This is a genomic window from Aeromonas sp. TS_SC_11, from assembly GCF_057318915.1.
Map to the genome: position 1 here is coordinate 1470344 of NZ_CM170470.1, position 26733 is coordinate 1497076.

General features: G+C 60.3%; 23 protein-coding genes. 22 read left to right on the top strand and 1 reads right to left on the bottom strand.

Annotated elements, in window-relative coordinates:
• Positions 1-27: 27 nt before the first annotated feature.
• The 22 genes from mshL to tldD all read left to right on the top strand — a co-directional run bounded on the left by mshL (position 28) and on the right by tldD (position 26393).
• Positions 28-1698: a pilus (MSHA type) biogenesis protein MshL gene (gene mshL, locus AC1P02_RS06930; RefSeq protein ID WP_212540612.1), complete on the top strand. Its 1671-nt coding sequence runs from the start codon at positions 28-30 to the stop codon at positions 1696-1698.
• A gap of 92 nt (positions 1699-1790) precedes the next feature.
• A complete protein-coding gene (locus tag AC1P02_RS06935; RefSeq protein WP_485184686.1) occupies positions 1791-2681 on the top strand; it encodes an ExeA family protein in 891 nt (296 codons plus the stop codon).
• The gene (locus AC1P02_RS06940) at positions 2678-3742 is read left to right on the top strand and encodes a tetratricopeptide repeat protein (RefSeq protein WP_485184688.1); all 1065 of its coding nucleotides are present in this window, start codon (positions 2678-2680) and stop codon (positions 3740-3742) included. The genes AC1P02_RS06935 and AC1P02_RS06940 overlap by 4 nt, the downstream gene beginning before the upstream one ends.
• A 32-nt stretch (positions 3743-3774) precedes the next feature.
• Complete coding sequence (gene mshE / locus AC1P02_RS06945) at positions 3775-5484, top strand: MSHA fimbrial ATPase MshE (RefSeq protein WP_485184690.1); 1710 nt, start codon at positions 3775-3777, stop codon at positions 5482-5484.
• A gap of 74 nt (positions 5485-5558) precedes the next feature.
• Positions 5559-6779: an MSHA fimbrial biogenesis protein MshG gene (gene mshG, locus AC1P02_RS06950; protein ID WP_429235608.1), complete on the top strand. Its 1221-nt coding sequence runs from the start codon at positions 5559-5561 to the stop codon at positions 6777-6779.
• A 180-nt stretch (positions 6780-6959) separates the two neighbouring features.
• Positions 6960-7421: a hypothetical protein gene (locus AC1P02_RS06955; RefSeq protein ID WP_485184692.1), complete on the top strand. Its 462-nt coding sequence runs from the start codon at positions 6960-6962 to the stop codon at positions 7419-7421.
• Between the two features lie 77 nt (positions 7422-7498).
• On the top strand, positions 7499-8170 hold the full coding sequence (locus AC1P02_RS06960; RefSeq protein WP_058394769.1) for a type II secretion system protein: 672 nt from the start codon (positions 7499-7501) through the stop codon (positions 8168-8170).
• 14 nt (positions 8171-8184) lie between these two features.
• A complete protein-coding gene (locus tag AC1P02_RS06965) occupies positions 8185-8622 on the top strand; it encodes a prepilin-type N-terminal cleavage/methylation domain-containing protein (protein ID WP_131730235.1) in 438 nt (145 codons plus the stop codon).
• Between the two features lie 55 nt (positions 8623-8677).
• The gene (locus AC1P02_RS06970) at positions 8678-9184 is read left to right on the top strand and encodes a pilus assembly FimT family protein (protein WP_485184695.1); all 507 of its coding nucleotides are present in this window, start codon (positions 8678-8680) and stop codon (positions 9182-9184) included.
• Entirely contained in the window at positions 9171-9794 is a 624-nt protein-coding gene (locus tag AC1P02_RS06975; RefSeq protein ID WP_485184697.1) for a prepilin-type N-terminal cleavage/methylation domain-containing protein, read from the top strand. Before AC1P02_RS06970 ends, AC1P02_RS06975 begins: the two co-directional genes overlap by 14 nt.
• Positions 9794-10711 (top strand): PilW family protein, encoded by a 918-nt coding sequence (locus tag AC1P02_RS06980; RefSeq protein WP_485184699.1) that lies wholly within the window; start codon positions 9794-9796, stop codon positions 10709-10711. Before AC1P02_RS06975 ends, AC1P02_RS06980 begins: the two co-directional genes overlap by 1 nt.
• A 37-nt stretch (positions 10712-10748) precedes the next feature.
• Positions 10749-11171 carry an MSHA biogenesis protein MshP gene (locus tag AC1P02_RS06985; RefSeq protein WP_264304388.1) on the top strand — a complete coding sequence of 141 codons (423 nt, stop codon included), beginning with the start codon at positions 10749-10751 and terminating at the stop codon, positions 11169-11171.
• On the top strand, positions 11168-14812 hold the full coding sequence (locus AC1P02_RS06990) for a DUF6701 domain-containing protein (RefSeq protein WP_485184701.1): 3645 nt from the start codon (positions 11168-11170) through the stop codon (positions 14810-14812). The genes AC1P02_RS06985 and AC1P02_RS06990 overlap by 4 nt, the downstream gene beginning before the upstream one ends.
• Positions 14813-15016: 204 nt before the next feature.
• Positions 15017-16057, top strand: a complete 1041-nt coding sequence (locus tag AC1P02_RS06995) for a rod shape-determining protein (protein ID WP_005308111.1) — start codon at positions 15017-15019, stop codon at positions 16055-16057.
• 42 nt (positions 16058-16099) lie between these two features.
• On the top strand, positions 16100-16990 hold the full coding sequence (mreC, locus tag AC1P02_RS07000; protein ID WP_017412500.1) for a rod shape-determining protein MreC: 891 nt from the start codon (positions 16100-16102) through the stop codon (positions 16988-16990).
• Complete coding sequence (gene mreD, locus AC1P02_RS07005; protein WP_005316354.1) at positions 16990-17475, top strand: rod shape-determining protein MreD; 486 nt, start codon at positions 16990-16992, stop codon at positions 17473-17475. Before mreC ends, mreD begins: the two co-directional genes overlap by 1 nt.
• A 100-nt stretch (positions 17476-17575) precedes the next feature.
• Positions 17576-18163, top strand: a complete 588-nt coding sequence (locus AC1P02_RS07010; RefSeq protein ID WP_058394774.1) for a Maf family protein — start codon at positions 17576-17578, stop codon at positions 18161-18163.
• Positions 18164-18257: 94 nt separating this feature from the next.
• Positions 18258-19727, top strand: a complete 1470-nt coding sequence (rng, locus tag AC1P02_RS07015) for a ribonuclease G (RefSeq protein ID WP_005316349.1) — start codon at positions 18258-18260, stop codon at positions 19725-19727.
• Positions 19728-23627 carry a YhdP family protein gene (locus AC1P02_RS07020; RefSeq protein ID WP_485184707.1) on the top strand — a complete coding sequence of 1300 codons (3900 nt, stop codon included), beginning with the start codon at positions 19728-19730 and terminating at the stop codon, positions 23625-23627.
• Positions 23628-23676: 49 nt separating this feature from the next.
• Positions 23677-23997: a Dabb family protein gene (locus AC1P02_RS07025; RefSeq protein ID WP_125729798.1), complete on the top strand. Its 321-nt coding sequence runs from the start codon at positions 23677-23679 to the stop codon at positions 23995-23997.
• A gap of 29 nt (positions 23998-24026) precedes the next feature.
• Positions 24027-24860 carry a carbon-nitrogen hydrolase family protein gene (locus AC1P02_RS07030; RefSeq protein ID WP_429179285.1) on the top strand — a complete coding sequence of 278 codons (834 nt, stop codon included), beginning with the start codon at positions 24027-24029 and terminating at the stop codon, positions 24858-24860.
• 84 nt (positions 24861-24944) lie between these two features.
• Positions 24945-26393, top strand: a complete 1449-nt coding sequence (gene tldD / locus AC1P02_RS07035; protein ID WP_058394778.1) for a metalloprotease TldD — start codon at positions 24945-24947, stop codon at positions 26391-26393.
• A gap of 125 nt (positions 26394-26518) precedes the next feature.
• On the opposite strand, the gene AC1P02_RS07040 is transcribed toward tldD, so the two are convergent.
• The gene (locus AC1P02_RS07040; protein ID WP_170321042.1) at positions 26519-26722 is read right to left on the bottom strand and encodes a hypothetical protein; all 204 of its coding nucleotides are present in this window, start codon (positions 26720-26722) and stop codon (positions 26519-26521) included.
• Positions 26723-26733 lie beyond the last annotated feature (11 nt).

The window sequence follows — 26733 nt, forward strand, 5'->3', positions numbered from 1 at the left end:
AATTGCAAGTCAGGGTGCACTCATTACATGAAAAAAAATCATCTCTGCCTGATCTCCGTAGCCGTTCTGGCTGCAGGCTGTACCAGCTACCGGCACCCCGAACCCGTGCAGGCCAAGGACGCACTGAAACACGCCATGACCGAGCAGAACAAGGTCGGCGCCCTGGCGACCGTACCCAAGTCGGTACAAAGCGAACTGCTGCAGATGAACCGGCCGCCCCAGGCCATCAGCATGCCGGAACAGCGGCTGCGCATCGCCGCCCACGATGTGGAAGCTGTGGAGTTTTTCGGCTCCTTGTTCAAGGGCTCCCGTTACAGCGTGGCCGTGCATCCAGGGGTGGGGGGGCTGGTTTCCGTCGAGCTCAAGGACGTGACCCTGCCCGAGGTGCTGGCCGTGGTGGGTGACATGTACGGCTTCGACGTGCAGCGCAAGGGTAACGTGTTCCACGTCTATCCGGCTGGCCTGCGCACCGAAACCATACCTGTGAACTATCTGATGATGTCCCGCCGGGGTCTGTCCCGCACCTCTGTCAGTACCGGCGGTGTGACGGCCAACGACAACAACAGCAATAACAGCAGTGTCGACAATGCCAACGGCAACAGCAGTGGCAGCAACAACTCGTCCAACGGCAGTTCCGGCTCAAACAGCAGCAACGGCACCCGTATCGAGACAGACACCAACAGTGACTACTGGACCGATCTGCGCACCTCGCTGGAGATGCTGATCGGCAGCGGCGATGGCCGCGCCGTCATCACCAGTCCGCAGGCGGGTCTGGTCACCATCCGTGCCTATCCCAAAGAGCTCAAGGCGGTGCGTGAATTCCTCAGCCAGTCCGAGACTCACCTCAAGCGTCAGGTGGTGCTGGAGGCGCGGATCCTGGAGGTCGCCCTCAACGAGGGGTACGAGCAGGGGGTGGACTGGAGCGGTCTCTCCGCCAGCTGGGATGGCAACAAGGGCATTACCGGTGGCAGCTCTCTCGCGCCGACCCAGTTGCCCACGACCCCCAATCAGATCTTCACCGCCCTTGGGGGCGGGGCCGGCTTCAAGATCTCCGACGGCAACTTCAACGTGGCGGTCAATCTGCTCAAGACCCAGGGGGATGTGAATACTCTCTCCAGCCCCAGGGTGACGGCGACCAACAACCAGAAGGCGGTGATCAAGGTGGGGACGGACGAGTACTTCGTCACCAAGGCCTCGACCACCATTACCAGCAACTCGTCCGGGGTGTCGGATAGAACTCCGAACGTTGAGCTGACACCTTTTTTCTCCGGGATTTCGCTGGACGTGACGCCGCAGATCGACGAAGAGGGCAAGGTGCTGCTGCATATCCATCCCTCCGTTATCGATACGGAAGAGCAGAACAAGGTGATCGACATGGGTACCTCCGGTGGCCGGCTGGAACTGCCGCTCGCCAAGAGCTCGATCCGCGAGTCCGATACAGTGGTACAGGCCAACAACGGTGACATCATCGTCATTGGTGGCCTGATGAAGACCGACAAGCAGGAGATCGTCAGCAAGGTGCCCTTGCTGGGGGACATTCCCTGGATTGGCGAAGCCTTCACCAACCGCCGCGAGAGCACCAAGAAGGTGGAGCTGGTGATCCTGCTCAAGCCCACAGTGGTGGAGAAAGACACCTGGCAGAACGAGCTGAAACGCAGCGCCGATCTGCTGGACAAGTGGTATCCGCCCAAGGGCTAAGCCATGAAGCAGCGCGCGGTCAGCCTTACCCCATGTGCCCTCTTGCCCTGCGTCACTGCAGGCTGCTTGCTCGGGATGGCAGGTGACAACCCATGTACCTGAACCACTTCGGCTTGCAGGAGGCGCCGTTCGGCCTCACCCCCAACACGGGTTTTTACTATGGCTTGCCGCCCCACGAAGAGGCGTTGCAGGTGCTGAACTGGGCGCTGGCACAGGGGGAGGGCTTCATCAAGGTGACCGGTGAGGTGGGTACCGGCAAGACACTGCTCTGTCGCAAGCTGTTGAGCGAGCTGGGGTCTGAGGCTCACCCCGTGCGTCTGGCCTGGTTGCCCAACCCGCACCTCACGCCGGCCGAGCTGCGCACCGCCCTGGCGCTGGAGCTGGGATTGTCGGTGCGGGAGGGGGCTGAGCTGGATCTCACGGATCGTATTCATCGCCACCTTATCAGCCTGCATCAACAGGGCAGTCGAGTGGTGGTGCTGATCGACGAGGCGCAGGCTCTGCCGGACGAGACCCTGGAGGCGATCCGGCTGTTTGGCAACCTGGAGACGGAGTCGAACAAGCTGCTGCAAATCGTGCTGTTCGGTCAGCCCGAGCTGGACGCCCGGCTGGCAAAGCCTCATTTGCGCCAGTTGCGTCAGCGGATCGGCTTCTCCTACTGCCTGCGCCCCCTGCGCTTTGACGAGACCCGTGCCTATCTGGAGCACAGATTGCAGATCTCCGGCTATCGCGGTGCGCCGCTGTTTGCCGGTCGTGCCATGCGCCTGCTGTGGCGGGCGTCGCGCGGGATCCCCAGGCTTATCAACATACTGGCGCAGAAGTGCCTGATGCTGGCCTATGGCCAGGGGGGGCGCCAGATCGACAGCCGTCTGGTGCGGCTCGCCATTCGCGATACCGATGATGCCAGCCGCTTTGCGCCGTTGCGCTGGTGGCCCCTGTTACTGTTGCTGGGGTGTGCCCTGGCTTATGGAGTCTGGCCATGAGCGTGATCAACCAGATGCTCAAGGATCTGGAGCAGCGTCAGCAGGGCGGCGAGGGGGCCGTCTATGTGCCGCCCGTGCGGCAACAGGGCTGGTGGATGCTGGTGCTGACCCTGATCTGCGGCCTGGCCCTCGGCATTCTGGGCTGGCGGACCTGGATTTACTGGCAGCAGAGTCTTGCCCAGGCCAGCGAGCCGGGGGCGGATGCCATTGCCCGCGCCGTGCCCGCCACGCCGACCTATGTAGAGCAGGAGCCGGTGGATCTGGTGGTGGCCTTGCCCACACCGGGCTCCGGGCCCGAGACCCGCTCTCGGCCTGCAGTCGAACCCGGGCTGGCGCAAGAGCAGGATGAAATTGCCTATGAAGAGGCTCCGCCAAGCGATGAAGAGCTGCAACCTGAGCTCTACGCCGAGCTGGAAGCGGAACAAGAGGCGGTCGCCCCGCCGCCGCGCAAGCCGGGGGTGCTGAAGATAGAGACGGTGAACCTCTCCGAGGCCGAACTGGCCACCCTGGCCGAGCGCAAGGCCACTACCGCCATGGCCAGAGGGCAACTGCGCGACGCCCAGGACAACTACTATCAGGTGCTGGTTCACGACCCCCACAATCAGGGCGCCCGCGAACAGCTGGCGGGTCTGCTCTACGGCGAAGGGCGGCTGAGTGAGGCTGGCCAGTTGCTGGAAGAGGGGATACGGCTCGATCCGGCGCAGGCGGATTTTCGTCTGCTGCTGGCACGGCTTGCCATCAGCGGCGGCGATCAGCTCAAGGCACTTGGCTGGCTGACCGGGTATCAACCTGACTTGGCCAGCAACCTGGATTACTACGCCACCTGGGCCGGGTTGACCCAGGAGCTGGGCCGCAACGCCGAGGCGGCGGAGCTCTATGTGAAATTGCTGCGTCAGCAGCCTGATCAGGGGCGCTGGTGGCTCGGGCTAGGTGTGGCCGAAGATGGCCAGGGCCACAGCCTGCGGGCGCTCGATGCCTATCGCAATGCCCAGTTGCATGGCAACCTCGGCGAGGCGTCGACCCGCTGGATTGAACAGCGAATTGCCCAGCTTGCCCCCTGACGGGCGGGACGGTTAACTTTTTTGGAGTTTGCATGGCACAACCCAGACTGAAAATGCGCCTCGGCGACCTGCTGGTACAAGAGCAGATCATCTCGGATGATCAACTGCAGCTCGCCCTGCAGCAGCAGCGTCAGACCGGCCGCAAGCTGGGCACCACACTGATCGATCTCGGCTTCATCAGCGAGGTGCAACTGCTGCAGTTCCTCGCCCGCCAGCTGGACGTGCCCTTCTTCGATCTCAACAACCTCACCATAGACGCCTCTGCGGTGCCGCTTCTGCCCGAGGTTCAGGCGCGCCGTTATCGTGCCCTGGCGGTCAATCTCACCGACAACCGGGTGACTGTGGCCATGTCAGATCCGGCGGACCTGAGCGCCCTCGACGCCATCGCGGCCTTGCTCAGCCCCAGGGAAATGGTGCTGGCAGTGGCGCGGGAAGGTCAGCTGCTCGAGTATTTCGACCGCCTCTATCGCCGTACCCGCGAGATAGAGAGCTTTGCCGAACAGCTGCACGAGGAGTATCAGGACTCCGGCTTCGAGCTGGGTTCCAGCAACCTGGGCGCCGGCGACGAGGGGGAGGCGACGGTGGCCAAGCTGCTGCGCTCCCTGTTCGAGGATGCGGTGCAGGTGGGGGCGTCCGATATCCATATCGAGCCGGATGAGAAGGTGCTGCGCATTCGCCAGCGGATCGACGGCATACTGCACGAGAATATTCTCAACGAAGTGCGCATTGCCCAGGCGCTGGTGCTGCGCCTCAAGTTGGTGGCCGGGCTCGACATCTCCGAGAAGCGACTGCCCCAGGATGGCCGCTTCAACATGAAGGTGCGTGGTCGGGACGTGGATGTGCGTATGTCCACCATGCCGGTGCAGTACGGCGAGTCCGTGGTGATGCGTCTGCTGGATCAATCCTCCGGCATATTGTCGCTGAGCGAAACCGGCATGCCGCCGGAGATCCTGACCCGCTTCCGTCGCCAGCTCAAACGCCCCCACGGCATGATACTGGTGACAGGCCCGACCGGGAGCGGCAAGACCACCACCCTGTATGGCGCTCTGTCTGAACTCAATCAGGCCAGCAACAAGATCATCACGGTGGAAGACCCGGTGGAATACCGCTTGCCCAGGGTCAATCAGGTGCAGGTCAATCCCAAGATAGGCCTCACCTTCTCCCATGTGTTGCGCTCCACCCTGCGTCAGGATCCGGACATCTTGCTGGTGGGGGAGATGCGGGACAACGAGACGGTGGAGATAGGCCTGCGTGGCGCCATCACGGGCCATCTGGTGCTCACCACATTGCACACCAACGATGCGGTTACCAGCGCCCTGCGTCTCATCGACATGGGCGCGCCTGGCTATCTGGTGGCGAGCGCGCTGCGTGCCGTCATCGCCCAGCGGCTGGTGCGGCGGGTGTGCGAGCACTGCGTCGAGGAGAAGGCGCCTGACGAGGGGCAGGCGACCTGGCTAAGGGTGATTTCCGGCGAGGCGCCGGGTCAGCATGTCTACCACAAGGGACGTGGCTGCCAGAGCTGCAACTTCACCGGCTACTCTGGCCGGATCGGTGTCTACGAGCTGCTGGAGCTGGATCAACCCATGATGGATGCCCTGCGCCGCAACGATGCGGAAGGCTTTGCCAAGGCGGCGCGTCAGCATGAGCACTACCGGCCGCTGGCCCTGACAGCGCTCGATTATGCCCGCCAAGGGATCACGTCGGTGGACGAGGTGCTGCGGTTGGCCGAGGACCTGGGGTAAGTGATGACCAACTTCATCGGCAATGAGCAACCCGGACGGCAGCGCTCTGCGACTCGGCTTGTGCGGGGCGCGGCATGAATACCTTCGCCTACAAGGGTCGCGACAGTCAGGGCAATGCCGTCAATGGCGTGGTCGATGCTGCCAACGAGATGGCTGCCGCCGAGCAGCTGATGCGCCGTGGCGTTATGCCCACCGAACTCAAACCCGGCAAGGCGAAATCCGTGGCCATCGACTGGTCTTTGCTGCTGGAAGGTGGCGTCAAGCTGGACGAGCTGGTGGTATTCAGCCGCCAGATGTACGCCCTGACCCGGGCAGGCATTCCCATACTGCGTGCCATCGCTGGCCTGGAAGAGACAGCCCACAGCAAGCCGCTCAAGCGGGCGCTGCATGCGCTGGGAGAAGATCTCGGCAACGGTCGGCCCCTGTCCAGCTCTATGCAGGCGCACCCCAGGGTGTTCAGCAGCCTGTTCGTCGCCATCATTCACGTGGGCGAGAACACGGGTCAGCTGGAAGAGGCCTTCCTGCAACTGGCCAACTATTTCGAGCTGGAGATGGAGACCCGCAAGCGGATCAAGACCGCCATGCGCTATCCCAGCTTCGTGATGATTGCCATCGGCATCGCCATGGTGATCCTCAATATCATGGTGATCCCCGTCTTCGCCGGCATGTTTGCCAAGTTCGGGGTCGAGCTGCCGCTGGCCACCCGCATTCTGCTCGCTACCTCCCACTTTTTCGTCAACTACTGGTGGCTGCTGCTCGGCATGCTGCTGGCCATGGTGTTTGGCTGGCGGCGCTGGGTCGCCACTGTCAAGGGCAAGCTGACCTGGCACAGATGGCAACTCAAATTGCCCATCGTCGGCACCATCATAGAGCGCTCCCTGCTGGCCCGCTTTGCGCGCAGTTTTTCCATGATGCTCAAGGCTGGTGTGCCGCTCAATACTGCACTGACCCTGGTGGCCGATGCGGTGGACAACGCTTATATGGCGGGTCAGATCCGCGACATGCGGGCCGGTATAGAGCGGGGCGAGAGCCTGCTGCGCACCGCCGGCAGCAGCGGTCTGTTTACGCCCCTGGTGATGCAGATGATAGCGGTGGGGGAAGAGACGGGTCAGGTGGATGATCTGTTGCACGAGGCGGCGGAATATTACGAGCGAGAGGTTGATTATGACCTCAAGAGCCTGACCGCCCGTATCGAGCCCATCCTGATCGGGATCGTGGCCGTCATGGTATTGGTGCTGGCACTGGGTATCTTTACGCCCATGTGGGACATGATGAGTGCTGTAAGGGGTAAATAATGATCTTTCCTCCTCCTGGTGGGGGAATGATGAGTGCCGTACGCGGCAAATAAGCAGGTATCTTTACTCCTCCTGGTGGGGGAATGATGAGCGCCGTACGCGGAAAATAAGCAGACTCTTTATTTCAACGTAGGGGCCTGATGCTGAGTGGGTGGTCAACGGGGTGCGGGAGAGGTGCGGTTGAACAGACAGTCACAACAGGATGATCGCTGGCTGGGAGGGTATCGACGGATGGCCGTGCTGATCTTGCTGCTGATCATGGTGGCGACCCTGGCCCAGAGCTATCGTAGCCACAGGGCCGAGGCGCTGGCCCTCAGCCTGACCCTGCTGGGGGAGCAGTTTGCCGAGCGGGTACAAAGGTTGCACGGTCTCTGGCTGGATCAGCGCCGTCCCGCCGTCCTGCATGCAGATGGGGTGGCCTGGCAATTCGATGCCAGGGGCTGGCCACAGGGTGTTGATGCGCAGCTGGCCCCTTCGGAAAATTGCCGCCAGCTCTGGTCGTCGATCATTGGCACACAGAGCCAGGCCCTGCCGCCGTTGCAGGCCATGGCGAGCCGAGATGGCACGGGATGCGAGTTCGGGTGGGAAGATAATTGGCTGATTTATCAATTTTATGATGGCAGAGTGACACTAAAGCCTTGAATGAGGCCGATAGTGTGGTTCAGTTAAATGATTTTTTTATATCTGCATGAAATAATGCGGGTTATTACGGAGGGACCATGGCAACAAATCGAATGGCACCAAGACATCCCGCGTCGATGATGACGAGTCGGGCTGCCGGTTTCTCGTTGATCGAGCTGGTGATCGTCATCGTTATCCTGGGGATACTGGCGGTGACCGCCCTGCCTCGCTTCCTCGATGTGACCGATGAAGCCAAGAAGGCCAGCGTGGAAGGGGTCTCTGGCGGTTTCGCCACTGCGGTTTCGCTGGTACGGGCCCAGTGGGAGGCAGAAGGACGTCCCAAGGAAGACGGTCAGAACACTGTGCTGTATGACGGCTCTCGTTTCTATCTGACGACCCCGACCGAGACGCAGGTCAGCAATGGTGAGCTCTCGCCTGGCTATCCCATGGATACATCGGCAGGGGGTGGCATAGATGTTGATCCGGCCAACCTGACAGCCCAGCGCTGTCTCAAGATTTGGGAGGGATTATTACAGAACCCACCCAAGGCTACCGCCAGCTTCAACGAGGTGAGCGGTAGCGGCAATGACCTGAAATACTATGTCAGTGTGACCAATAACGGCCTGGACTCGGTCTGCCGCTACTATCTGGTCAATAGTTTGAGTAAGGGTAGTGATGGCAAGTATCAGGATCCGCAAGGTAGTACTGATGCATTCATGAGTTTCAGTTACCGTCCGGCTTCCGGTCAGGTGACCACCAATATCAATTGACAGAGGATAGTAAAATGAAAAAACAGGCGGGTTTTACCCTGATCGAGCTGGTCATAGTGATCATCATTCTGGGCATTCTGGCAGTGACCGCTGCGCCCAAGTTCCTGAATTTGCAGGATGATGCACGTAAGGCTGCTGCGGATGGCGTGAAAGCATCACTGCAAAGCGCTGCTCAGATGATATATAGCAAGGCTGCCATAGTGGGAATTGAGAGTACTTCTGGAGCAGTGTCTGTAGCGGGAGCGACCATCAACACCCTGTTTGGTTATCCGGTGACTGCTGATGCGGCTAAGACTGTTGCGTTGGATGGTTGGGCGGAAGTATCTGGCTCTGCGGGGACGTTCAAACCGAGTAATGAGCCAAACAGCAAATGTGCTGTGACCTATGCCAATACTATTACTACAGCGGGTGGTGTTCCCTCCATCGCCGTCAGCACTGACTGTGGTAAGTAATGGCTAAAAGGCGAGGCTTCGGCCTCGCTTTCTCTTTCCCCTTGTGAGAATCCCAATGCCTGCAGCCAAGGGCTTTACCCTGATTGAACTGGTTATTGTGATCCTGTTGCTCGGGATTCTGGCCGCCTTTGCCGTGCCCAAGTTGCTGGGCAAAGGCGGCTTTGAAACTCAAACTCTCCGTGATGAGCTGCTGACCCGGCTGCGGCTTGTGCAGACCGTCAATATGCACGAACCTGCCAGCCGCTGTACCCAGTTGATCGTCGCCTCCCCCCGTTTTGCCCATCGCACCAATGGCGTCACGGCCCAGACGCCTTGCCCGGGCAGCGATGCCTTGACTGGCTGGACTGACAACCAACTGACCCGTGGCCGGGTGGTGAGCGCCTCATCCGGCATACTGATCTCTCTGGTCGGTACCGGTAGTGACCGTTTTGTGCTCCGCTTTGATCAGATGGGACGGCCGCTTGGCGCCTGTGCGGGTGGCTGCACTCTGCAGATGAGCGATGGGGACGAAACGGGCCGCATCCAGATAGAGCCCGAGGGGTATATCCATGAGATCCCCTGATCGCGGTTTTACCCTGATTGAGCTCATTGTCGGCATAGTGCTGCTGGCGGTGGCGCTGACCGGCATTCTGGGGCTCTTGATCAATCAGGCGCCCCAGGCCGTGGATCCGGTGCAGCAGGTGCGTGCCGCCCAGCTGGCCCAGCGTCTGGCCGGTGAGATGCTGCAAAAGTCGTTCGATGAGCAGTCGGATCATAACGGTGGCGTCTATCGCTGTGGTGAGACCTTCAATGGCCAGTTTTATGGGGATTGCAGCTGCCCTGTCGGTGTGGCATGCACCCAGCGGCCTCCCGCTCCGGCCATCACAGGTTGGCAACCCAGTGCCTATGGCCCCGATGGCGAGCCAGTGCCTTATGCCTACAACGATGTGGATGACTTTGATACCGCAGGCAACTGGGTGGATGCCAATCGGTTTACCCAGACTGCGGCGGGGATCAGCGGCGAGGAGTATCGCAACTACCAGGTGAAAATTGCGGTGAGCGGGGTCGATTTCAGCGATGGCACTTTCAAGAACTGCACGGCTCCCTGCTCTGTGGGCAAACGCATTGATCTGCAAGTGAAGCTGCCTGACGAGAGTCGGCTCGACTTCTCCTTCTATCGGGGGAACTACTGATGGGTCGGCTTTGCGATCGTGTCCGAGTGTCCGATCCTGCTTCCGATGTCCGATTACGCCGGCAGGCGAATCGAACCTGCGCCAGACTTGGGCGTGCCCGCGGTTTTACCCTGGTCGAGCTGGTGATGGTGATCCTGCTGCTCGGCATAATGGCGACCTTTACCAGCCAGTTTATCGGCATTGGCAGCCAGATCTATGGCGATGCCAGCAGTCGCGAACAGCTGATGAGCGATGCCCGCTTTGCCATGGAGCGGCTCAACCGTGAAGTTCGCGATGCGGTCCCCGGCTCGGAGCGGATAGAGACGACAGATGGAGTCTGGGTCGACGCTGGCCCTTGCCTGAGTTTCTGGCCCATCAGCACCTCCAGCCGTTATATCACCCTGAATCGTGCGATATCAGGTAGCAGCGCCACCCTGGAGCTGGTGATGGCAACCCCCGCCTCGGCTGCCAATCCACTGAACCTGGATGCCAATGCCGTCACCGAGGGGGACCTGATGATCGTCTTCCCCGTGCCGGACAAAAATGCCGGTTCGCTGATCGCTGGCTGCGATTACGGACGCTGTGTGGCCCAGGTTTTGGGGGTGTCAGCACCTGTTTCCGGGGCGCAAAGCATCCGCTATACCCGTGCCGATAGTCTGGCTGGCTTATCCCCCGGCAGCCGGGTCTACTTTGCCCGCGAGCAGGTGCGCTATTGTGCCGAAGGTGGTGCCTTGTACCGCGCCACCGGTGTGCTCAGTGGCGCTAGCAGTACCATGCCTTTGGGAACCTTGATGGCAGAGTCGCTACGCACTGGCAGCTTCTATCGGGAGACTTCGGCCTTCAATGCAGAAGGGGAGTTTGGCATGCGCTTTGTGTTCGAGCGCAAAGGGGAGTCGGTCACCTTCAACCACAAGATAGAGGTGTTCAATGTGCCCTGATCCACATGCGTTCGGACGGATGCGAGGCAGCGCCTTGATGATCGCCCTGTTTGTGATTGTGGTGATGGCGCTGCTGGCGGCGGCCATGGGGCGTTTTCTGGTGGACAGCAGCGAGAAAAATGCAGTGGAGGTGCGCAGTGTGCGCGCCTTGCTGGCGGCACAGAGCGGGCTGGAGATAGCCTTGTATCAGCTGTTTCCCAATAGACCGACACCGCCATCACCGCTTGATCGCTGCGAGTGGGTACTCTCATCACCTGTGTTTAATGGCAATTCTGGACTGGCTGGCTGCGAGGCAAGGATCAGTTGCGTGCAACTGCCCGTGACCTATAACGGAGAGGTGACCAATGGCTACCGTCTGCTCAGTGTCGGCTCCTGTGGCTCGACCGATCTCGGCAGTGCCAACCCCGATTTTGCCGTGAGCAGGACAGTGACGGCCGAAGCCTATGATGGAGGTTTATGATGAAATGGCTATGGGGTCTGGCCCTTCTTGGTAGTCAGGCGTGGGCGTTCGATCCCATCGACATCGGCACAGTTTTCCCAGCTGTGGTTCAGGGTCACCATGGTAATAGCAGCAATACCTGCCATCAGATAAACGGTAACCAGCTGATTCAGTTTAACAATTCCAAGATCAACGGTACCGGTGGTCTGCCACTCAATTTCTGTTCCATCCAGCCCGATCAGAATAATACTCCCCGTTGCGATGATGGTGCTGGCGGCTATGAAGTATGCGCGGTTACTGGTAGTGACATTCAGGGTCTACCCCTGAGTGGAAACAATAAATTTCCGACCATTGGTGCCAATAATGACCTGACCTGCTCATCGGGCTCACGAACTGCATCCAGCGCTTCTTATCGCACCATGACAGTGGACAACTGCACCATAACGTTCCCGAGTCGCAGCGAGTATCAGATCAAGACCCTGACTCTGCGTAACAGGGCGACTCTGATACTGGGGGACGGTGACTATTTTATCGACAAGTTGAATATCGACAACGTGACCATTCGCCTCTCTGGCAGTGGCACTACCCGGATTTTTGTCAATCAGGACGTCACCCTGTTCAATACGGTCAACATCAACAGCAATAACCAAGGGAGCCTTATCTGGGTTAATTACGGCAACATGGTGCTCGACAATGCCACCACATTCTATGGTTACCTCTATGGTGACAATAAACTGACCATGAATAATTATGCGGCAGTCTATGGTCGTGTCACTGCACGCTATTTGAGCATGGATTCCCAGTCGAGCATCAACGAGGCGGTGCTGACCCCCATGCTGACCTGCTTTGCCGACGGCTTTGACAGCGCCCAGATCAACCCGGACAGCTGGGTGGTAGCCCAGCGCAACAACAGTACGTTACCATCGGTGCAGAATGGTCGTTTAAGACTGACCCAAAACACGACCAATCAGGCTACGTCGGCCACCTTTCAACGGCTGTTCCCAGGAGCCAGCAACCTGGTGACGGTCGAGTTCGATCAGTTCGCCTACAAGACGTCTGGTTCGAGCGGTGCAGACGGGATGGCGGTGGTGCTTTCCGATTCCACCCTGACCCCCCAGCCTGGTGCCTTTGGCGGCCCGTTGGGCTATGGCTTCAAGACCGGGATCAGTGGCTTTGCGGGCGGTTGGCTGGGGGTGGGGCTCGACGAGTACGGCAACTATGCCAATGAAGGTGGATCCTACAATCTGGGATCCCGCCCTCAGGCAGTTTCCATTCGTGGCTCAGGCTCGGGCACCTCGGGCTACCGTTATCTGGCTGGCACTACAAGCAACCTGAACCCGGCCGTTGACAGTGGTACGAATAGCAATCGCCCCCACCGTTATCGTATTACTGTCGACTCCCGGACCACTGGCAGCTCGTTGGCTACCGTGGAGCGAGACACCGGGGCTGGCTACACCTCTCTGGTTGGACCCATCAACATGGCGAGTCAGACCGGTCAGGCTGCGGTACCCACCAATTTCCTGCTCTCTCTGACCGGTTCTACAGGCTCGGTGACCAATTTCCACGAAATCGACAACGTGCGGATCTGTGCCCTGCGATCCAGCCCGGTCGGCGTACAGATCGATCATTTCCAACTCGATCACTCCGGTCAGGCGCTGACGTGCAATCCGGAGACGGTCACTATCAAGGCCTGTGCCGATGCGGCTTGTAGCGCCCTTATTACGGACCCTGTTACGGCGACCTTGAGTCTGACGCCGACGTCCAGCAGCAATGGTTGGATCGGCGGCAATACGGTGGCGTTCAGTGGCGGCTCCACCACGGTCCAGCTTCGCAATAACACCGCTTCGGCGGTTACTATCGGGGTGTCCGGCTCGACCCCGACCACCAAACCATTCAGTACTACCTTGTGCAAGTCAGGTAATGGAACCCCCAGCGTGGCCGCCTGCACCCTGAGTTTTGCCGACAGCGGCTTTTTCTTCGACGTGCCGGATACCTACTCCAATCAGCCGCAGACGGTGACCATCAAGGCGGTCAAGAAGAGTGACGTGACCAAACAGTGCGTACCCGGGTTTGCCAGCCAGACCAAGAGCGTCAAATTCTGGAGCAGCTACATATCCCCGGCCAGCAACCTCAGCAACAGCAAGATAAGTGTCAACAGCAGCGTGCTTGGCACCAGTCAGGGGACTGCTGTCCCCGTGTCCCTGGCGTTTGATGCGCAAGGGCAGTCGACCATAACGGTCAAGTATCCGGATGCAGGCAAGGTACAGCTGGATGCCCGTTATGATGGCACTGGTAACGAGGCGGGTCTGGTGATGCTCGGTTCAGACCAGTTCGTGGCACGCCCTGTCGGCTTGTGCATTACGCCCCCGCAAGGGGTCTGCGCGGCAGGCGATAGCAGCTGCCCGGTCTTCAAGAAAGCGGGAGAGACATTCCAGGTCGATATCAAGGCGATGGCCTGGGAGTCGGCCAATGATGGGGATATCTGTACAGGCAATCTTGCTACTCCCAATTTCTCGCTCAACGGCATCGCCTTGGGCAATACTCTCGTGGCGCCGACGCCGGGCAGTACCGCCAGCCTGGGTAAAACCAGCTATGACCATGGCGCCGCGGCCAACGGGACGACCAGCATAGAACAGAGCGTCAGCGAGGTGGGGGTCTTCAGGCTGACAGCGACCCCGCCGACCAACGGCTACTTCAATACTACCGTCCCGCCGAGTCAGAGCCAGCCGGTGGGACGCTTTATCCCGGCCGACTTCAATCTGGTCAGTGGCGACATAGTGCCGGCCTGCAATGCGTTCTCTTATATGGGGCAGTCCTTCGGCGTCACGCTGGATGTGTGGGCCCGGAACACGGCAGGTGGGCAGACCCAGAACTATACGGGGCTCTTTGCCAAGGGGGATGCCTATCTCTCGGTTGCCAACAACAAGGATGGTAACTCCTTGTCGGCCCGGTTGCGCAGCTTGTCGACGCTGCCTTGGATCAATGGGCGGGCGCAGTTTACTGGTAATAGCGAGTTTGTGCGCCTCTCCGACACTCAACAGGACGGCCCATACAAATCTTTGCTGTTTGGTCTGTATATGAAAGACAACGATGGCGACAAAACATTGATTGCCAGCCCCGACTTCAACGATGCCGTGGTCGGCAATTGCAGCGGTAGTGGCTGCAATGCTCGCCTTATCGATGCGACATCCATGAAAGCCTATTTTGGCCGATTGCTGGCGGGCACTGGGGCGGGGCTCGCAGCAGCGCCGCTGGCTATTCCACTGCAAATGCAATATTACGAATCAGGCGACTGGCTGCTCAACGAGGAAGATCAATGCACTCTGCTCTCTCTCGCCGGTGATGGGATCAACTTCATCAATCCGAGTCACACCTTTGATGTGGCCACCCAAGACCTGAATCTGGGAGCCAATCGCAAGATCAGGCTGGGGCTGGGGGATCCGCCCCCGGGAGTTATGTCGGCTACAGCCACAGATGGTGAGATCCTGTTCCAGTTTGCCAAGCCGGATATCTCGGTACGCATTCCCTACAAGGTCGACTTGTCAAAACAGCCGGCTCAGCCGCTCTGGTTATCTGACCCCGTTAGCCTGCAAGGTGAGGCCATTTTTGGCTCCAGCAGAGGTAATGACAGAATTATTTATCGGCGTGAAGTGATGCAGTAGCGGAGGCGGGGCGGCGGATCTTCGGGATCTTCCCCCCTATCTTCTTGTTTATTAGCGTTTGTCGGCCTGTGCGAGTGAGTGATGACTCGCATTTTTGTCGCGACTGATTGATTGGCGACAGTTTGAGCGCTTGCCCATTGGGGTAGGCATTGGTAAAGTTAGCCGGTTTTCTGCACCTCCAAATTCTTAGGATTTCCCGTAGCCATGTTCAAAAAGCTCAGAGGCGTCTTTTCCAACGATCTGTCGATCGACTTGGGAACTGCCAACACCCTGATCTACGTAAAAGATCAAGGGATCGTCCTTAACGAACCCTCAGTTGTCGCCATTCGCCAAGAGCGCGGGAACGCCAAATCGGTCGCTGCCGTCGGTCATGCCGCCAAGCAGATGCTGGGTCGTACCCCAGGCAACATCTCCGCTATCCGTCCGATGAAAGACGGCGTCATCGCCGACTTCTACGTGACCGAGAAGATGCTGCAGCACTTTATCAAGCAGGTTCACGACAACAACTATTTCCGCCCCAGCCCCCGTGTGCTGGTGTGCGTGCCGTGTGGCTCTACCCAGGTAGAACGCCGCGCCATCAAGGAATCCGCACTGGGCGCTGGCGCCCGTGAGGTTTACCTGATCGACGAACCCATGGCTGCCGCCATCGGCGCCGGCTTGCCGGTCTCCGAAGCGACCGGTTCCATGGTGGTCGATATCGGTGGTGGTACTACTGAAGTGGCCATCATTTCCCTGAACGGCGTGGTTTACTCCCAGTCTGTCCGTATCGGTGGCGACAAATTTGACGAAGCCATCATCAGCTACGTCCGTCGCAACTACGGCAGCCTGATCGGGGAAGCGACAGCCGAGCGCATCAAGCACGAAATCGGCTCCGCCTATCCGGGCGAAGAGGTGCGCGAGATCGAAGTCCGTGGTCGCAACCTGGCCGAAGGTGTGCCGCGCAGCTTCACCCTCAACTCCAACGAGATCCTGGAAGCGCTGCAAGAGCCGCTGTCCGGTATCGTCTCCGCCGTTATGGTGGCGCTGGAGCAGTCTCCGCCGGAACTGGCGTCCGACATCTCCGAGCGCGGCATGGTGCTGACCGGTGGTGGCGCACTGCTGAAGGATATCGACCGTCTGCTGATGGAAGAGACCGGCATACCAGTCGTGGTTGCCGAAGATCCCCTCACCTGTGTGGCCCGTGGCGGCGGCAAGGCGCTGGAGCTGATCGATATGCACGGTGGCGACCTGTTCCACTACGAATAAGACCCAAAGCCGGCCAGCGCGCCGGCTCTTTTTTGACGACCCATGAAACCCATTTTTGGTAGAGGCCCTTCGCTTCAGTTACGGTTGTTTCTCGCCGTCATCATCTCCATTGCTGCCATCGTAGCGGACTCCCGCTTCGGTGTGTTTACCCACGTCCGCGTCTACCTCAGTTCCCTTGTCAGCCCGTTGCAATACATAGCCAATGCGCCAGGTATCATGCTCGATACCATGTCGACCCAGGTGCAGACCCGGGCAGGCCTTATCGAGCAGACCAAGCAGCAGGAGCAACAGCTGTTCACCCTGCGTTCGCGCCTGCTCAAGATGGATCATCTGGAGCACGAGAACCAGCGTCTGCGTGAGCTGCTCGGTTCGCCGGTGCACAAGGAGTCCCGCAAGATGGTGGCCGAGCTGCTGTCTGTGGATTCCGACCCCTTCAGCCATCAGGTGCTGATCAACAAGGGGGCGCTGGACGGTGTCTATAACGGCCAGCCGGTGATCAACGATCAGGGTGTCATAGGTCAGGTGCTGCACGTGGGTTCCACCACCAGTCGCGTCCTGCTTGTGACCGACTCCAGCCACGGCATTCCGGTGCGGGTGCTGCGCAACGACCTGCGCGCCATTGCCTCCGGCAGCGGCGAGTTGGACAAGCTGGAGCTGCGCAACCTGCCGCGCAACACGGATGTGCAGGTCGGCGATCTGCTGGTCACCTCCGGGCTCGGCGGCCGCTTCCCGGAAGGTTATCCGGTAGCGACCGTGACCCGCTCCGACTATGTGGAGGGCAAACCCTTCGCCCAGGTCGAAGCCAAGCCGCTGGTGGCACTGGACAGATTGCGCTACCTGCTCTTGCTGTGGACCGACAAGAAACCGGATGTGCATGATGATGACGTGGCGCCAGCCGCGCCGGCAACCTCGGCAGCGGGAGCAACACGCTGATGCTAGAACCCGCCAGCGGCAGGATCTGGATCTGGATCTCGATCCTGCTGGCTCTGTGCCTGTCGATCCTGCCGCTTCCCTTTCAATTTGAACCCTTCCGTCCGGACTGGCTCGCCATGGTGCTCATCTACTGGGCGCTGGCCTTGCCGCACCGCACCAACGTCGGCTCCGCCTGGGTGGCGGGCCTGCTGCTGGATGTGCTGCTGGGCAGCACGCTCGGCGTGCGGGCCATGGCCATGGCCATCACCACCTATCTGGCGGCCTTCCAGTTTCAGAAGATCCGCAACTTCTCCCTCTGGCAACAGGCGCTGATCATCGGCTGTCTCTCGCTGGTGGGCAAGGTGACCATCTTCTGGGCCGAGCACCTGTTCAGCCGTGCCAGCCTCAATTTCGCCTACTTTTGGTCGACCCTGAGCACGATGCTAATATGGCCCTGGGTTTTTCTGGTCTTGCGCAAGGTGCGCCGTCGCTTCAATATCAAGTGAATATGAGCAAAAACAACGAACTACAACTTTACCTCAGCTCATTAAGCGAATATGAATAAGCACAGCGAACTGCAACTCTACCTCATCTCATTAAGTGAATATGAACAAGCACAACGAACTGCAACTCTATCTTGCCTCGGGCTCGCCCCGCCGCCATGAACTACTCGCCCAGCTGGGCTACCGCTTCGAGGTACTCAGACTGGACGTGCCAGAGCGGCGTGAAGAGGGTGAAAAGGCACAGGATTATGTCTGTCGCCTCGCCCGCGACAAGGCGATGGCCGGGGTGGCGGCTGCCCCGACCATGCTGCCTGTGCTGGGCGCCGACACCATAGTGGTGCTGGGTGATCGGGTGCTCGAGAAGCCCTCCGACCTGCTCGACGCCAAAGACATGCTGGAAGCGCTCTCCGGCAAGGTGCATCAGGTGATGACGGCGGTAGCGCTGGCTACCCCGGATCGCTGCGATGTGCGACTGGTCACCACCAATGTGGCGTTTCGCAAGCTGGATGAGGCCGAGATCGAAGCCTACTGGCGCACGGGCGAGCCCTGTGACAAGGCCGGTGCCTATGCGATCCAGGGGATTGCCGGCAAGTTTGTCAGCCGGATTGAGGGGAGCTACAGCGCCGTTGTCGGTCTGCCCCTGCTGGAAACGGATCTGTTGATCAAGCATCATCTGGAACAGGTCCGATAATTTTTCGTCAGCTGTGCTCTGCTGCGTTCTCCCTTGCGCGCGTTGTACCGGATTGGCTTTATAGAATTCAAAACTGGAACAGGCAAGGTAACTTATGTCGGTAGAACTGCTGGTGAACGTCACCCCCTCCGAAACCCGTGTCGCCCTGGTCGAAAACGGTCTGCTGCAGGAAGTGCACGTAGAGCGTCAGGCCAAGCGTGGCATAGTGGGCAATATCTACAAAGGCAAGATCAGTCGGGTTCTGCCCGGGATGCAGGCGGCTTTCGTCGATATCGGCATGGACAAGGCGGCGTTCCTGCACGCTTCCGACATAGTGCCGCACACCGAGTGTGTGGCGGTGAAGGAGAAGGAGCAGTTCCAGGCCGGCAACATCGCCGAGCTGGTGCGCCAGGGCCAGGACATCATGGTGCAGGTGGTGAAAGATCCACTGGGTACCAAGGGGGCCCGCCTCACCACCGACATTACCCTGCCATCCCGCTATCTGGTGTTCATGCCCGGCAGCGCCCACGTCGGTGTCTCCCAGCGTATCGAGTCCGAAGCGGAGCGCGAGCGCCTCAAGCGTACCGTGGCCGGTTATGTGGACGATCTGGGTGGCTACATCATCCGTACCGCCGCCGAAGGGGTGGGTGAGCAGGAGCTGGAGCAGGATGCCGCCTTCCTTAAACGCCTGTGGCGCAAGATCCTGGAGCGCAAGCACAAGTATCCTCCCTGCAAGATCCTCTACGAGGATCCCAGCCTGGCGTTTCGGGTGGTGCGCGACTTCGTCGGTGCCGAACTGGACAAGATCCGGGTCGATTCACGCCAGAGCTTCGATCAGCTCAAGCGCTTCACCGAGGAGTACGTGCCCGAGCTGGCCGGCAAGCTGGAGTATTACCCGGGCGAGTCGCCGATTTTCGATCTCTACGATGTGGAGAACGAGATCCAGCGCGCGCTGGAACGCAAGGTAGAGCTCAAGTCCGGTGGCTACCTCATCATCGACCAGACCGAAGCTATGACCACTGTGGACATCAACACGGGCGCCTTCGTGGGGCATCGCAATCTGGAAGAGACCATCTTCAATACCAACGTCGAGGCGACGGCTGCCATCGCCCGCCACCTGCGCCTGCGCAACCTCGGCGGTATCATCATCATCGATTTCATCGACATGCAGTCGGAAGATCATCGTCGCCGTGTGCTGCACAGTCTGGAACAGGCGCTGGCCAAGGATCGCGCCAAGACCAACGTGAACGGTTTCTCCCAGCTCGGTCTGGTGGAGATGACCCGCAAGCGCACCCGCGAAAGCCTGGAGCACGTGCTCTGCTCCGAATGCCCCGAGTGCAAGGGGCGCGGTCGGGTCAAGACGGTGGAGTCGGTCTGTTTCGAGATCCTGCGGGAGATCATCCGGGTCAACCGCGCCTATGATGCGGATCAGTTCACCGTTTACGCCGCACCGGCCGTGATCGACTATCTGCGCGGCGAGGAGTCCCACAGTCTCGCCGAGCTGGAGGTGTTCATCGGCAAGCAGGTCAGGGTGGTGAGTGAGCCCCTCTGTGGTCAGGAACAGTTCGATGTGGTGATGATGTAATTGGTCTATCGCTGGTTGAGTCGGGGCTGGTTGGCCCTCGGGGTCTTCTTCGTGCTGCTGGCCATTCTGGTCAGTCTGGTGCGCTTTGGCGGCCCTTTGCTCAATCAGCACAGACAGGCACTGCTCGATGCCCTGCTGGCCGACAATCAGCTGGAGGCCAGTGTTGAACACATAGGCCTGGACTGGACCCAGCGCGGCCCGGCGCTCGAGCTGCAACAGCTGGCGATAGCGCCGGATTCGGGTCGCTTCGCCCTGCGTCTTGGCAAGGTGTGGGCTCACCTTGATTTCTGGCGCTCCCTCAATGAACTCAGGCCTGTGTTCGGCCAGCTCATACTGAGCGATGGTGACATAGCGCTGGATCTGGCTCAGTCCGCCGATACCGATACCCGTGGCGGCGTCGATCAGCAGCAGGCGTTGCTGCGCTTCTTGCTCACCCAGCTCTCCACTTTCGATATTCACGATACCCGCCTCAGCCTGACGACGGCGCTGGGGGAGGTGCGGGCCCTCGATATCGCCCAACTGCGCTGGCAGAACCGCGGCAAACGCCATCAGGGGGTCGGCAAGGCCTATCTCATCAACGGGGTGGGCGAGAGCACTATAGATCTCATCTTGGATGTGGATACCCCCGAGGTGCGGCTCGATCGCTTGCGGGGCCAACTCTATCTCGGCGCCAGCCAGTTCGACGTCAGCCCCATGTTGGCGCGGATCCATGCCGGTGAGCCCAAGGTCGCCGGCCAGCTCGATTTCCAGCTCTGGAGTGAATTTGCCGACGGCCAGCTGGGAGAGTCCCTGCTGGCGTTTGGCGACAACTACCTGATCTGGAAGGATGAGAAGCAGGATGTCATGCACCGCCTTGGCCTGCAGGGGGGCAAGATCCAGCTGCGCCGGGATGGTGAGGAGTGGCAGCTCGCCAGCCATGACATGACCTTCAAGCTCGATGGCAAACCCTGGTTGCGCAGCCGCTTGCAGCTCGAGCGGATCGGCTCCCGCATCCAGGGTTATGTGCCTGCCGTCGATCTCGATCAGGTCGCCAACCTGAGCCAGCTGGTGTCAGGTCTCTACCCCGAACTGACCGAGACCCTCAAGCGCACCCAGCCCAAGGGTCAGCTGCAGGATCTCATTTTGCAGGCTGATGCCGGCTGGCGTGGGCTCTCCCTCAGTGGCCGGCTATCCCACATCAAGGTCAGCGCCTGGCAGGATGTGCCCGGGGTGCAGGATCTCAATGGCGAATTCTGGCTGACCCCGACGGGGGGCAGTGCCCGACTGGCCCTTGCCAATGACAAGGTGGATCCTGCCCGCCACTTCAAGGAGCCGATCCCGGTGGACAGCTTCTCGGCACGGCTCGACTGGTGGCAAGTCCCGCAGGGCTGGGTGCTCTATGGTCAGGATGTGGCGCTGGACAACCCGGATCTGCGCCTCGACAGCCGCTTCAGGATGGATCTGTTCGAACATACCTTCCTCGCGCTGACAGGCCGCATCGACGTCAAGAATGCGGGCAACGCGGATCGCTACTATCCGTTGCAGGTGATGGACAAGAGCCTGGTGGATTACCTGAGCGGCGCCATCAAGGGGGGTCAGGCCAAGGGCGCCGACCTGCTCTGGTACGGCGAGTTCAAGGATTTCCCCTACAGCAAGGGTGAGGGCATCTTCCAGGTGGCGGTTCCGCTCGAGCAGGCGACTTTCCAGTTCTTCCCCGGTTGGCAACCCCTCACCGACCTGCAGATCGATCTGCTGTTCCAGAACGCCAGTCTCGACATGAACAGCCGTTCCACCCACCTTGGCAAGGCCAGCTCCGACTCGGTCCATGCCTGGATCCCGGATCTCTATCCCGGCGCCCATCTCTATGTGGATGCCAAGGTAGAGGGTGAGGGCAAGGCCATCAGCGACTACCTGCAGGACTCTCCGCTGGGGGATTCCGTTGGTCAGGCGTTGCGGGAGATAGAGATCCGGGGCCCGCTCAAGGGGTCGGTCAAGCTGGATATTCCCCTCGATGGTGAAAGCGAGGTCAAGGCGAGCGGCGATGCCCTGTTCAACCACAACAAGGTGCGGGTCGCCAGCCTGGATCTGCCGCTGGAGCAGGTACAGGGGCGCCTCGAATATGACAACGAGCAGACCCGGTTCAGCAACCTCAAGGCCAGCCTGTGGAACCAGCCGCTGACCCTGGATTATCAGGGCAAACAGCTGCCGAACCGCTATCAGGTGGATCTCAAGTTCAAGGGACAGTGGGACAGCCGCCGCGAGCAGCGCAAGATTCCCGCCTTCGATATCCTCAAGGGGCGCAGCAACTGGGCCGGTACCCTGGGGCTGACCCTGCCCAATGACAAACCGTTCAGCTTCCAGCTGGCGATGGACTCCAATCTGCAGGGCATGGCGCTGGATCTGCCGCTCCCCCTGACCAAGGCAGCCAACAGCCGATTGCCGCTCAAGGTGACAGTGCGCGGGCGTGACGGCAGTGCCGACATTCGCGCCGTGCTGGGGGCCGACGTGGATTTGCAGAGCCGGCTGGTTTATGGGGACGGGGTTCCTTACCTCAGCCGGGTCAGGGTGAATATAGGCCAGCCGGGGGCTCGGGTGCTGCGGGACAAGCCCATGCTGCTCGCCATCAACCAGCAACAGGCCGATGTGGCTGGCTGGCTGGCCAGACTCAAACAGTGGGTGCCTGCGAGCAGTGCGCCGAGCGGCGGTGCCGTGGTTGGCTCTCCTTTCCTGCCGCAGGAGTGGTGGGTGGATGGCCAGCTGGCCCGCGCCGATATCGGCAGTGCCAATCTCAAGGCGGTGCACTTCACCGTGGGCCCGGTCAAGGACGCCACAGAGGTGATGATCGACAGCCCGGACGTCATGGGGGTGATCCGCCTGCCGGTGACTGATCGTCAGCCCATCGATGCCAAATTCGCCCGCATCCATTGGTCCGGCAAGAGTTCGGATCTGAGCCCAGAGCCTGATGCGCGGCAGGACAAAGCCATCATGGATGCCATTCCCTGGTTCACCTTCAGCTGCGTGGATTGCCGCTTCGGCGAACTGCCGCTCGGCGAGGTGAAGGGAGAGCTGCTCCCCGGGGCCAACAAGCTGACCCTCAAGGGGCTGGATATGCGGCTGGCGGGGAGCCAGCTGACGGGCACAGTGGATTGGCTGGCTGAGCCAGGCCGGATGCAGACCCATGCCAGAGCCAAGATCACCAGTAAAAACAGTGAATTGCTTCTAAAACGGATCGGCTATACCTCACCCATTGGCGATGCGCCCGGCAAGATGGCACTGGATCTGAGCTGGAATGATGTGCCCTACCGACTGAGCCTGCCGACCCTGGCTGGCAGCGCCAACTATCAACTGGAAGGGGGCACGCTGCGGGAGGTCAATGACAAGGGGGCGCGACTGCTCTCCCTGCTCAGTCTCGACTCCATGCTGCGCAAGTTGCGGCTCGATTTTCGCGATGTGTTCGACAAGGGCTTCTACTTCGAATCCATGTCCGCCTCGGCCAAGATCAAGCAGGGGGTGATGGATAACAAGGACTTCTACATGAAGGGGGCCGCGGGCAACCTGCGTGGTGAAGGCATCGCCGATCTGGTGCGCTGGCGGCTTGACTACGAGTTGAGCTTCTCCCCCAATCTGGGCGGCACCCTGCCGGTGGTGGCGGCCTTCTCGCTGACGCCGATCACGGGTCTTTATGTGCTGGCCCTCTCCAAACTGCTGGAGCCAGTGGTGGATGTGGTGACCCGCATCGATTTTAGGGTTGAGGGGCCGCTGGACAATCCCAAGCTGATCGAGGCCGGGCGAGATAGAGCCCGCATCAAGCTCAACCAGCAGCAGAAACAGGCGGTGGATACGGTAGCGCCCAAGTTGCCTGCCGCCGAAGTCACCCCTTTCCTGCTGAATCCGCAACCAGGGAGTCCCCGTCAGCCCTGATGCTGGCGCCATCCCTTGTCTCGACCTGCTTACGCTCAAGGAGAGAGCCATGATCCGACATATTCTGCTGATTGCCTTCAAAGCGGGCACCCAGGCTGACGATATTGCCGCTGTCAGGGCGGCTTTTCTCGGCATACCTGCCAGGGTCAATGGCGTGGTGGCGGTCGAGTGGGGGGAGAATGACAGCCCCGAGGGGCGCGCCGAAGGCTTTACCCACAGCGTCTTGATGACCTTTGCGGACGAGGCGGCCCGTCAGCGTTACCTGCCCCATCCGGATCACGAGGCCCTCAAGGCCATCTTCCGTCCCGTGCTGGGCCGTATCATAGTGCTGGACTACACACTGCAAGCCAAAGACGCTGTCAGCCTCTGACGGCTTGCACCAAGGACAAGGAGCGCGTCATGTGGTTAGCCGCAATACAGCTGGTATCCGGTCGTTACTGGCAGGATAACCGGGAGCAGATCGCCGCCGAGCTGGCGGCGCTGCCAGCGGAGCGTCCCTTGCTGGTACTGCTGCCGGAAAACTTTGCCCTGTTTGGCGAGCGGCAGGGCTATCTCGATGGCGCTGAACGGATCGGTGAGGGGCCAATCCAGCAGCAACTGGCTGCCTGGGCCAAAGAGTACGGCATCTGGCTGGTGGCGGGTGCCATGCCGACGACTATCGCAGGTTCAGACCATATCCATACCAGCTCGCTGGTGTTTGACTCGGCAGGGGAGCTCAAGGGTCATTACCACAAGATCCACCTGTTCGATGTGGACGTCGCCGACAATCAGGGGCGCTATCGGGAGTCGGAGACGTTCAGTCCTGGTCAGGACTGCGTGCTGATAGACTCCCCCTTTGGTCCCCTCGGCCTCTCTATCTGTTATGATTTGCGCTTTCCCGAACTCTATCGCCAGCTGGCACGCGCCGGTGCCAGGGTGTTGCTGGTGCCTGCCGCCTTTACTGCCGTGACCGGCGAGGCGCACTGGGAGCCGCTGCTGCGGGCCCGCGCCATCGAAAATCAGTGCTATGTGGTGGCTGCCAACCAGGGGGGCACCCATGAAACCGGGCGCCATACCTGGGGCCACAGCATGGTGATCGACCCCTGGGGCAGAGTGTTGGCATGCCAGCCGTCGGGCCGCGCGACCGTGCTGGCTGCCATGGATCCCGAGCTGGGCGACGAATTGAAGCGAACCATGCCAGTGCTGCAGCACGCCCGCCTGTTGTCGGCGGGTCAGGTCTCTGACAACGAATGAACAAGGCACGCCCCGCGTGCTGGCCCAGGCCGCTATGGCATGGGATCTTATTGTGAAATCCCGGATCGGGAGTGGAGAGAAAGATTGAGTCTATTGAGCCAGGTTAGTGCCTCCCTGTTGGCCCCGAACGACCTCGACGAAGGGCGGCTGCAGCAGCTGCTCGGCAGCCTGATGAGCCACCAGGTGGAGTTCGGCGATCTCTATTTCCAGCGCAGCTGGCACGAGTCCTGGATGCTGGAGGACGGCATCGTCAAGGATGGCAGCTACAACATCGACCAAGGGGTCGGGGTACGCGCCGTCAGTGGCGAGAAAACCGGCTTTGCCTACTCCGACGAGCTGAGCCTGCTGGCGCTGCAACAGTCGGTCACTGCTGCCCGCGGCATTGCCGCTGCCGGTGCTCAGGGCAAGGTGAAGGCCTGGGCTCGTACAGAGGCCAACCTGCTCTATCCGGCCATGGATCCCCTGCAGACCCTCGACAAGCACCAGAAGATTGCCTTGCTGGAGCAGATGGACAAGTTCGCCCGCAGTCTTGATCCCGTTATCAATCAGGTGATGGCCTCCATCAGCGGTGTCTATGAAGAGATACTGGTGGCAGCCACCGACGGGACGCTCGCTGCTGACATACGCCCCCTGGTTCGGCTGTCGGTGACCGTCATCGCCGAGAAAGGCGAGCGCCGCGAGCGTGGCAGCGCCGGTGGTGGTGGTCGTTGTGGTTATGACTATTTCCTGGAGCTGGACGGGCTGGAGAGCCGCGCCTTTGGCTATGTGCGCGAGGCCGTGCGTCAGGCGCTGGTCAACCTGGAGGCCATTGATGCTCCCGCTGGTACCATGCCGGTGGTACTCGGTGCCGGCTGGCCCGGCGTGCTGTTGCACGAGGCCGTGGGCCACGGCCTGGAGGGGGACTTCAACCGCAAGGGCTCGTCTGCATTTGCCGGCCGCATCGGCGAACAGGTGGCCTCCAAGCACTGCACCATAGTCGATGACGGCACACTGCCGGGTCGGCGCGGCTCCGTCTCCATCGATGACGAAGGGACGCCAGGCGGCTACAACGTCTTGATCGAGAACGGCATCCTCAAGGGTTACTTGCAGGACAAGCAGAACGCCCGCCTGATGGGGGTTCCGCTCACAGGTAACGGCCGCCGCGAATCCTACGCCGCCATGCCGATGCCGCGCATGACCAACACCTATATGCTGGCGGGTCAGTACGATCCGGCTGAGATCATCGCCTCGGTGAAGAAGGGTATCTATGCTCCCAACTTCGGCGGTGGTCAGGTGGATATCACTTCCGGCAAGTTTGTCTTCTCCGCCTCCGAGGCCTACCTCATCGAGGATGGCAAGATCACCACCCCCATCAAGGGCGCGACCCTGATAGGCAATGGTCCGGAAGCCATGAGTCTGGTTTCCATGGTGGGCAGTGATCTGGCACTGGATCGTGGTGTCGGCGTCTGCGGCAAAGAGGGACAGAGCGTGCCGGTCGGTGTCGGCCAGCCCACACTCAAGCTGGATCAACTCACAGTGGGTGGCACCCAGTAAGGGGTTTAACCCACTATGTTGTCAATGACCCCGGCCATGTGCCGGGGTCATTGTTTTGGGTAGTGCAAGCCAGACAACAAAAAGCCCCGGCGACTGGCCGGGGCTGCTGGATACGGGTGACAGGGTCAGTTGACCGATATGGCTCTGGCATCGATGTAGAAGCGGGCATTGCCTTGTTGGTCGACCCTGATTTGGGCCACCAGACGATCGCTTTTTTTGTACTCCCATCGGGTTTTTATCCGGGCCAGGGCTGGGCTGGCTACACCAACTACATTCAGATATTCATGAAACAGGCTGTAGCTTCCAATTTCGGTCAGCATCTTTTCCATCATTTGCACAT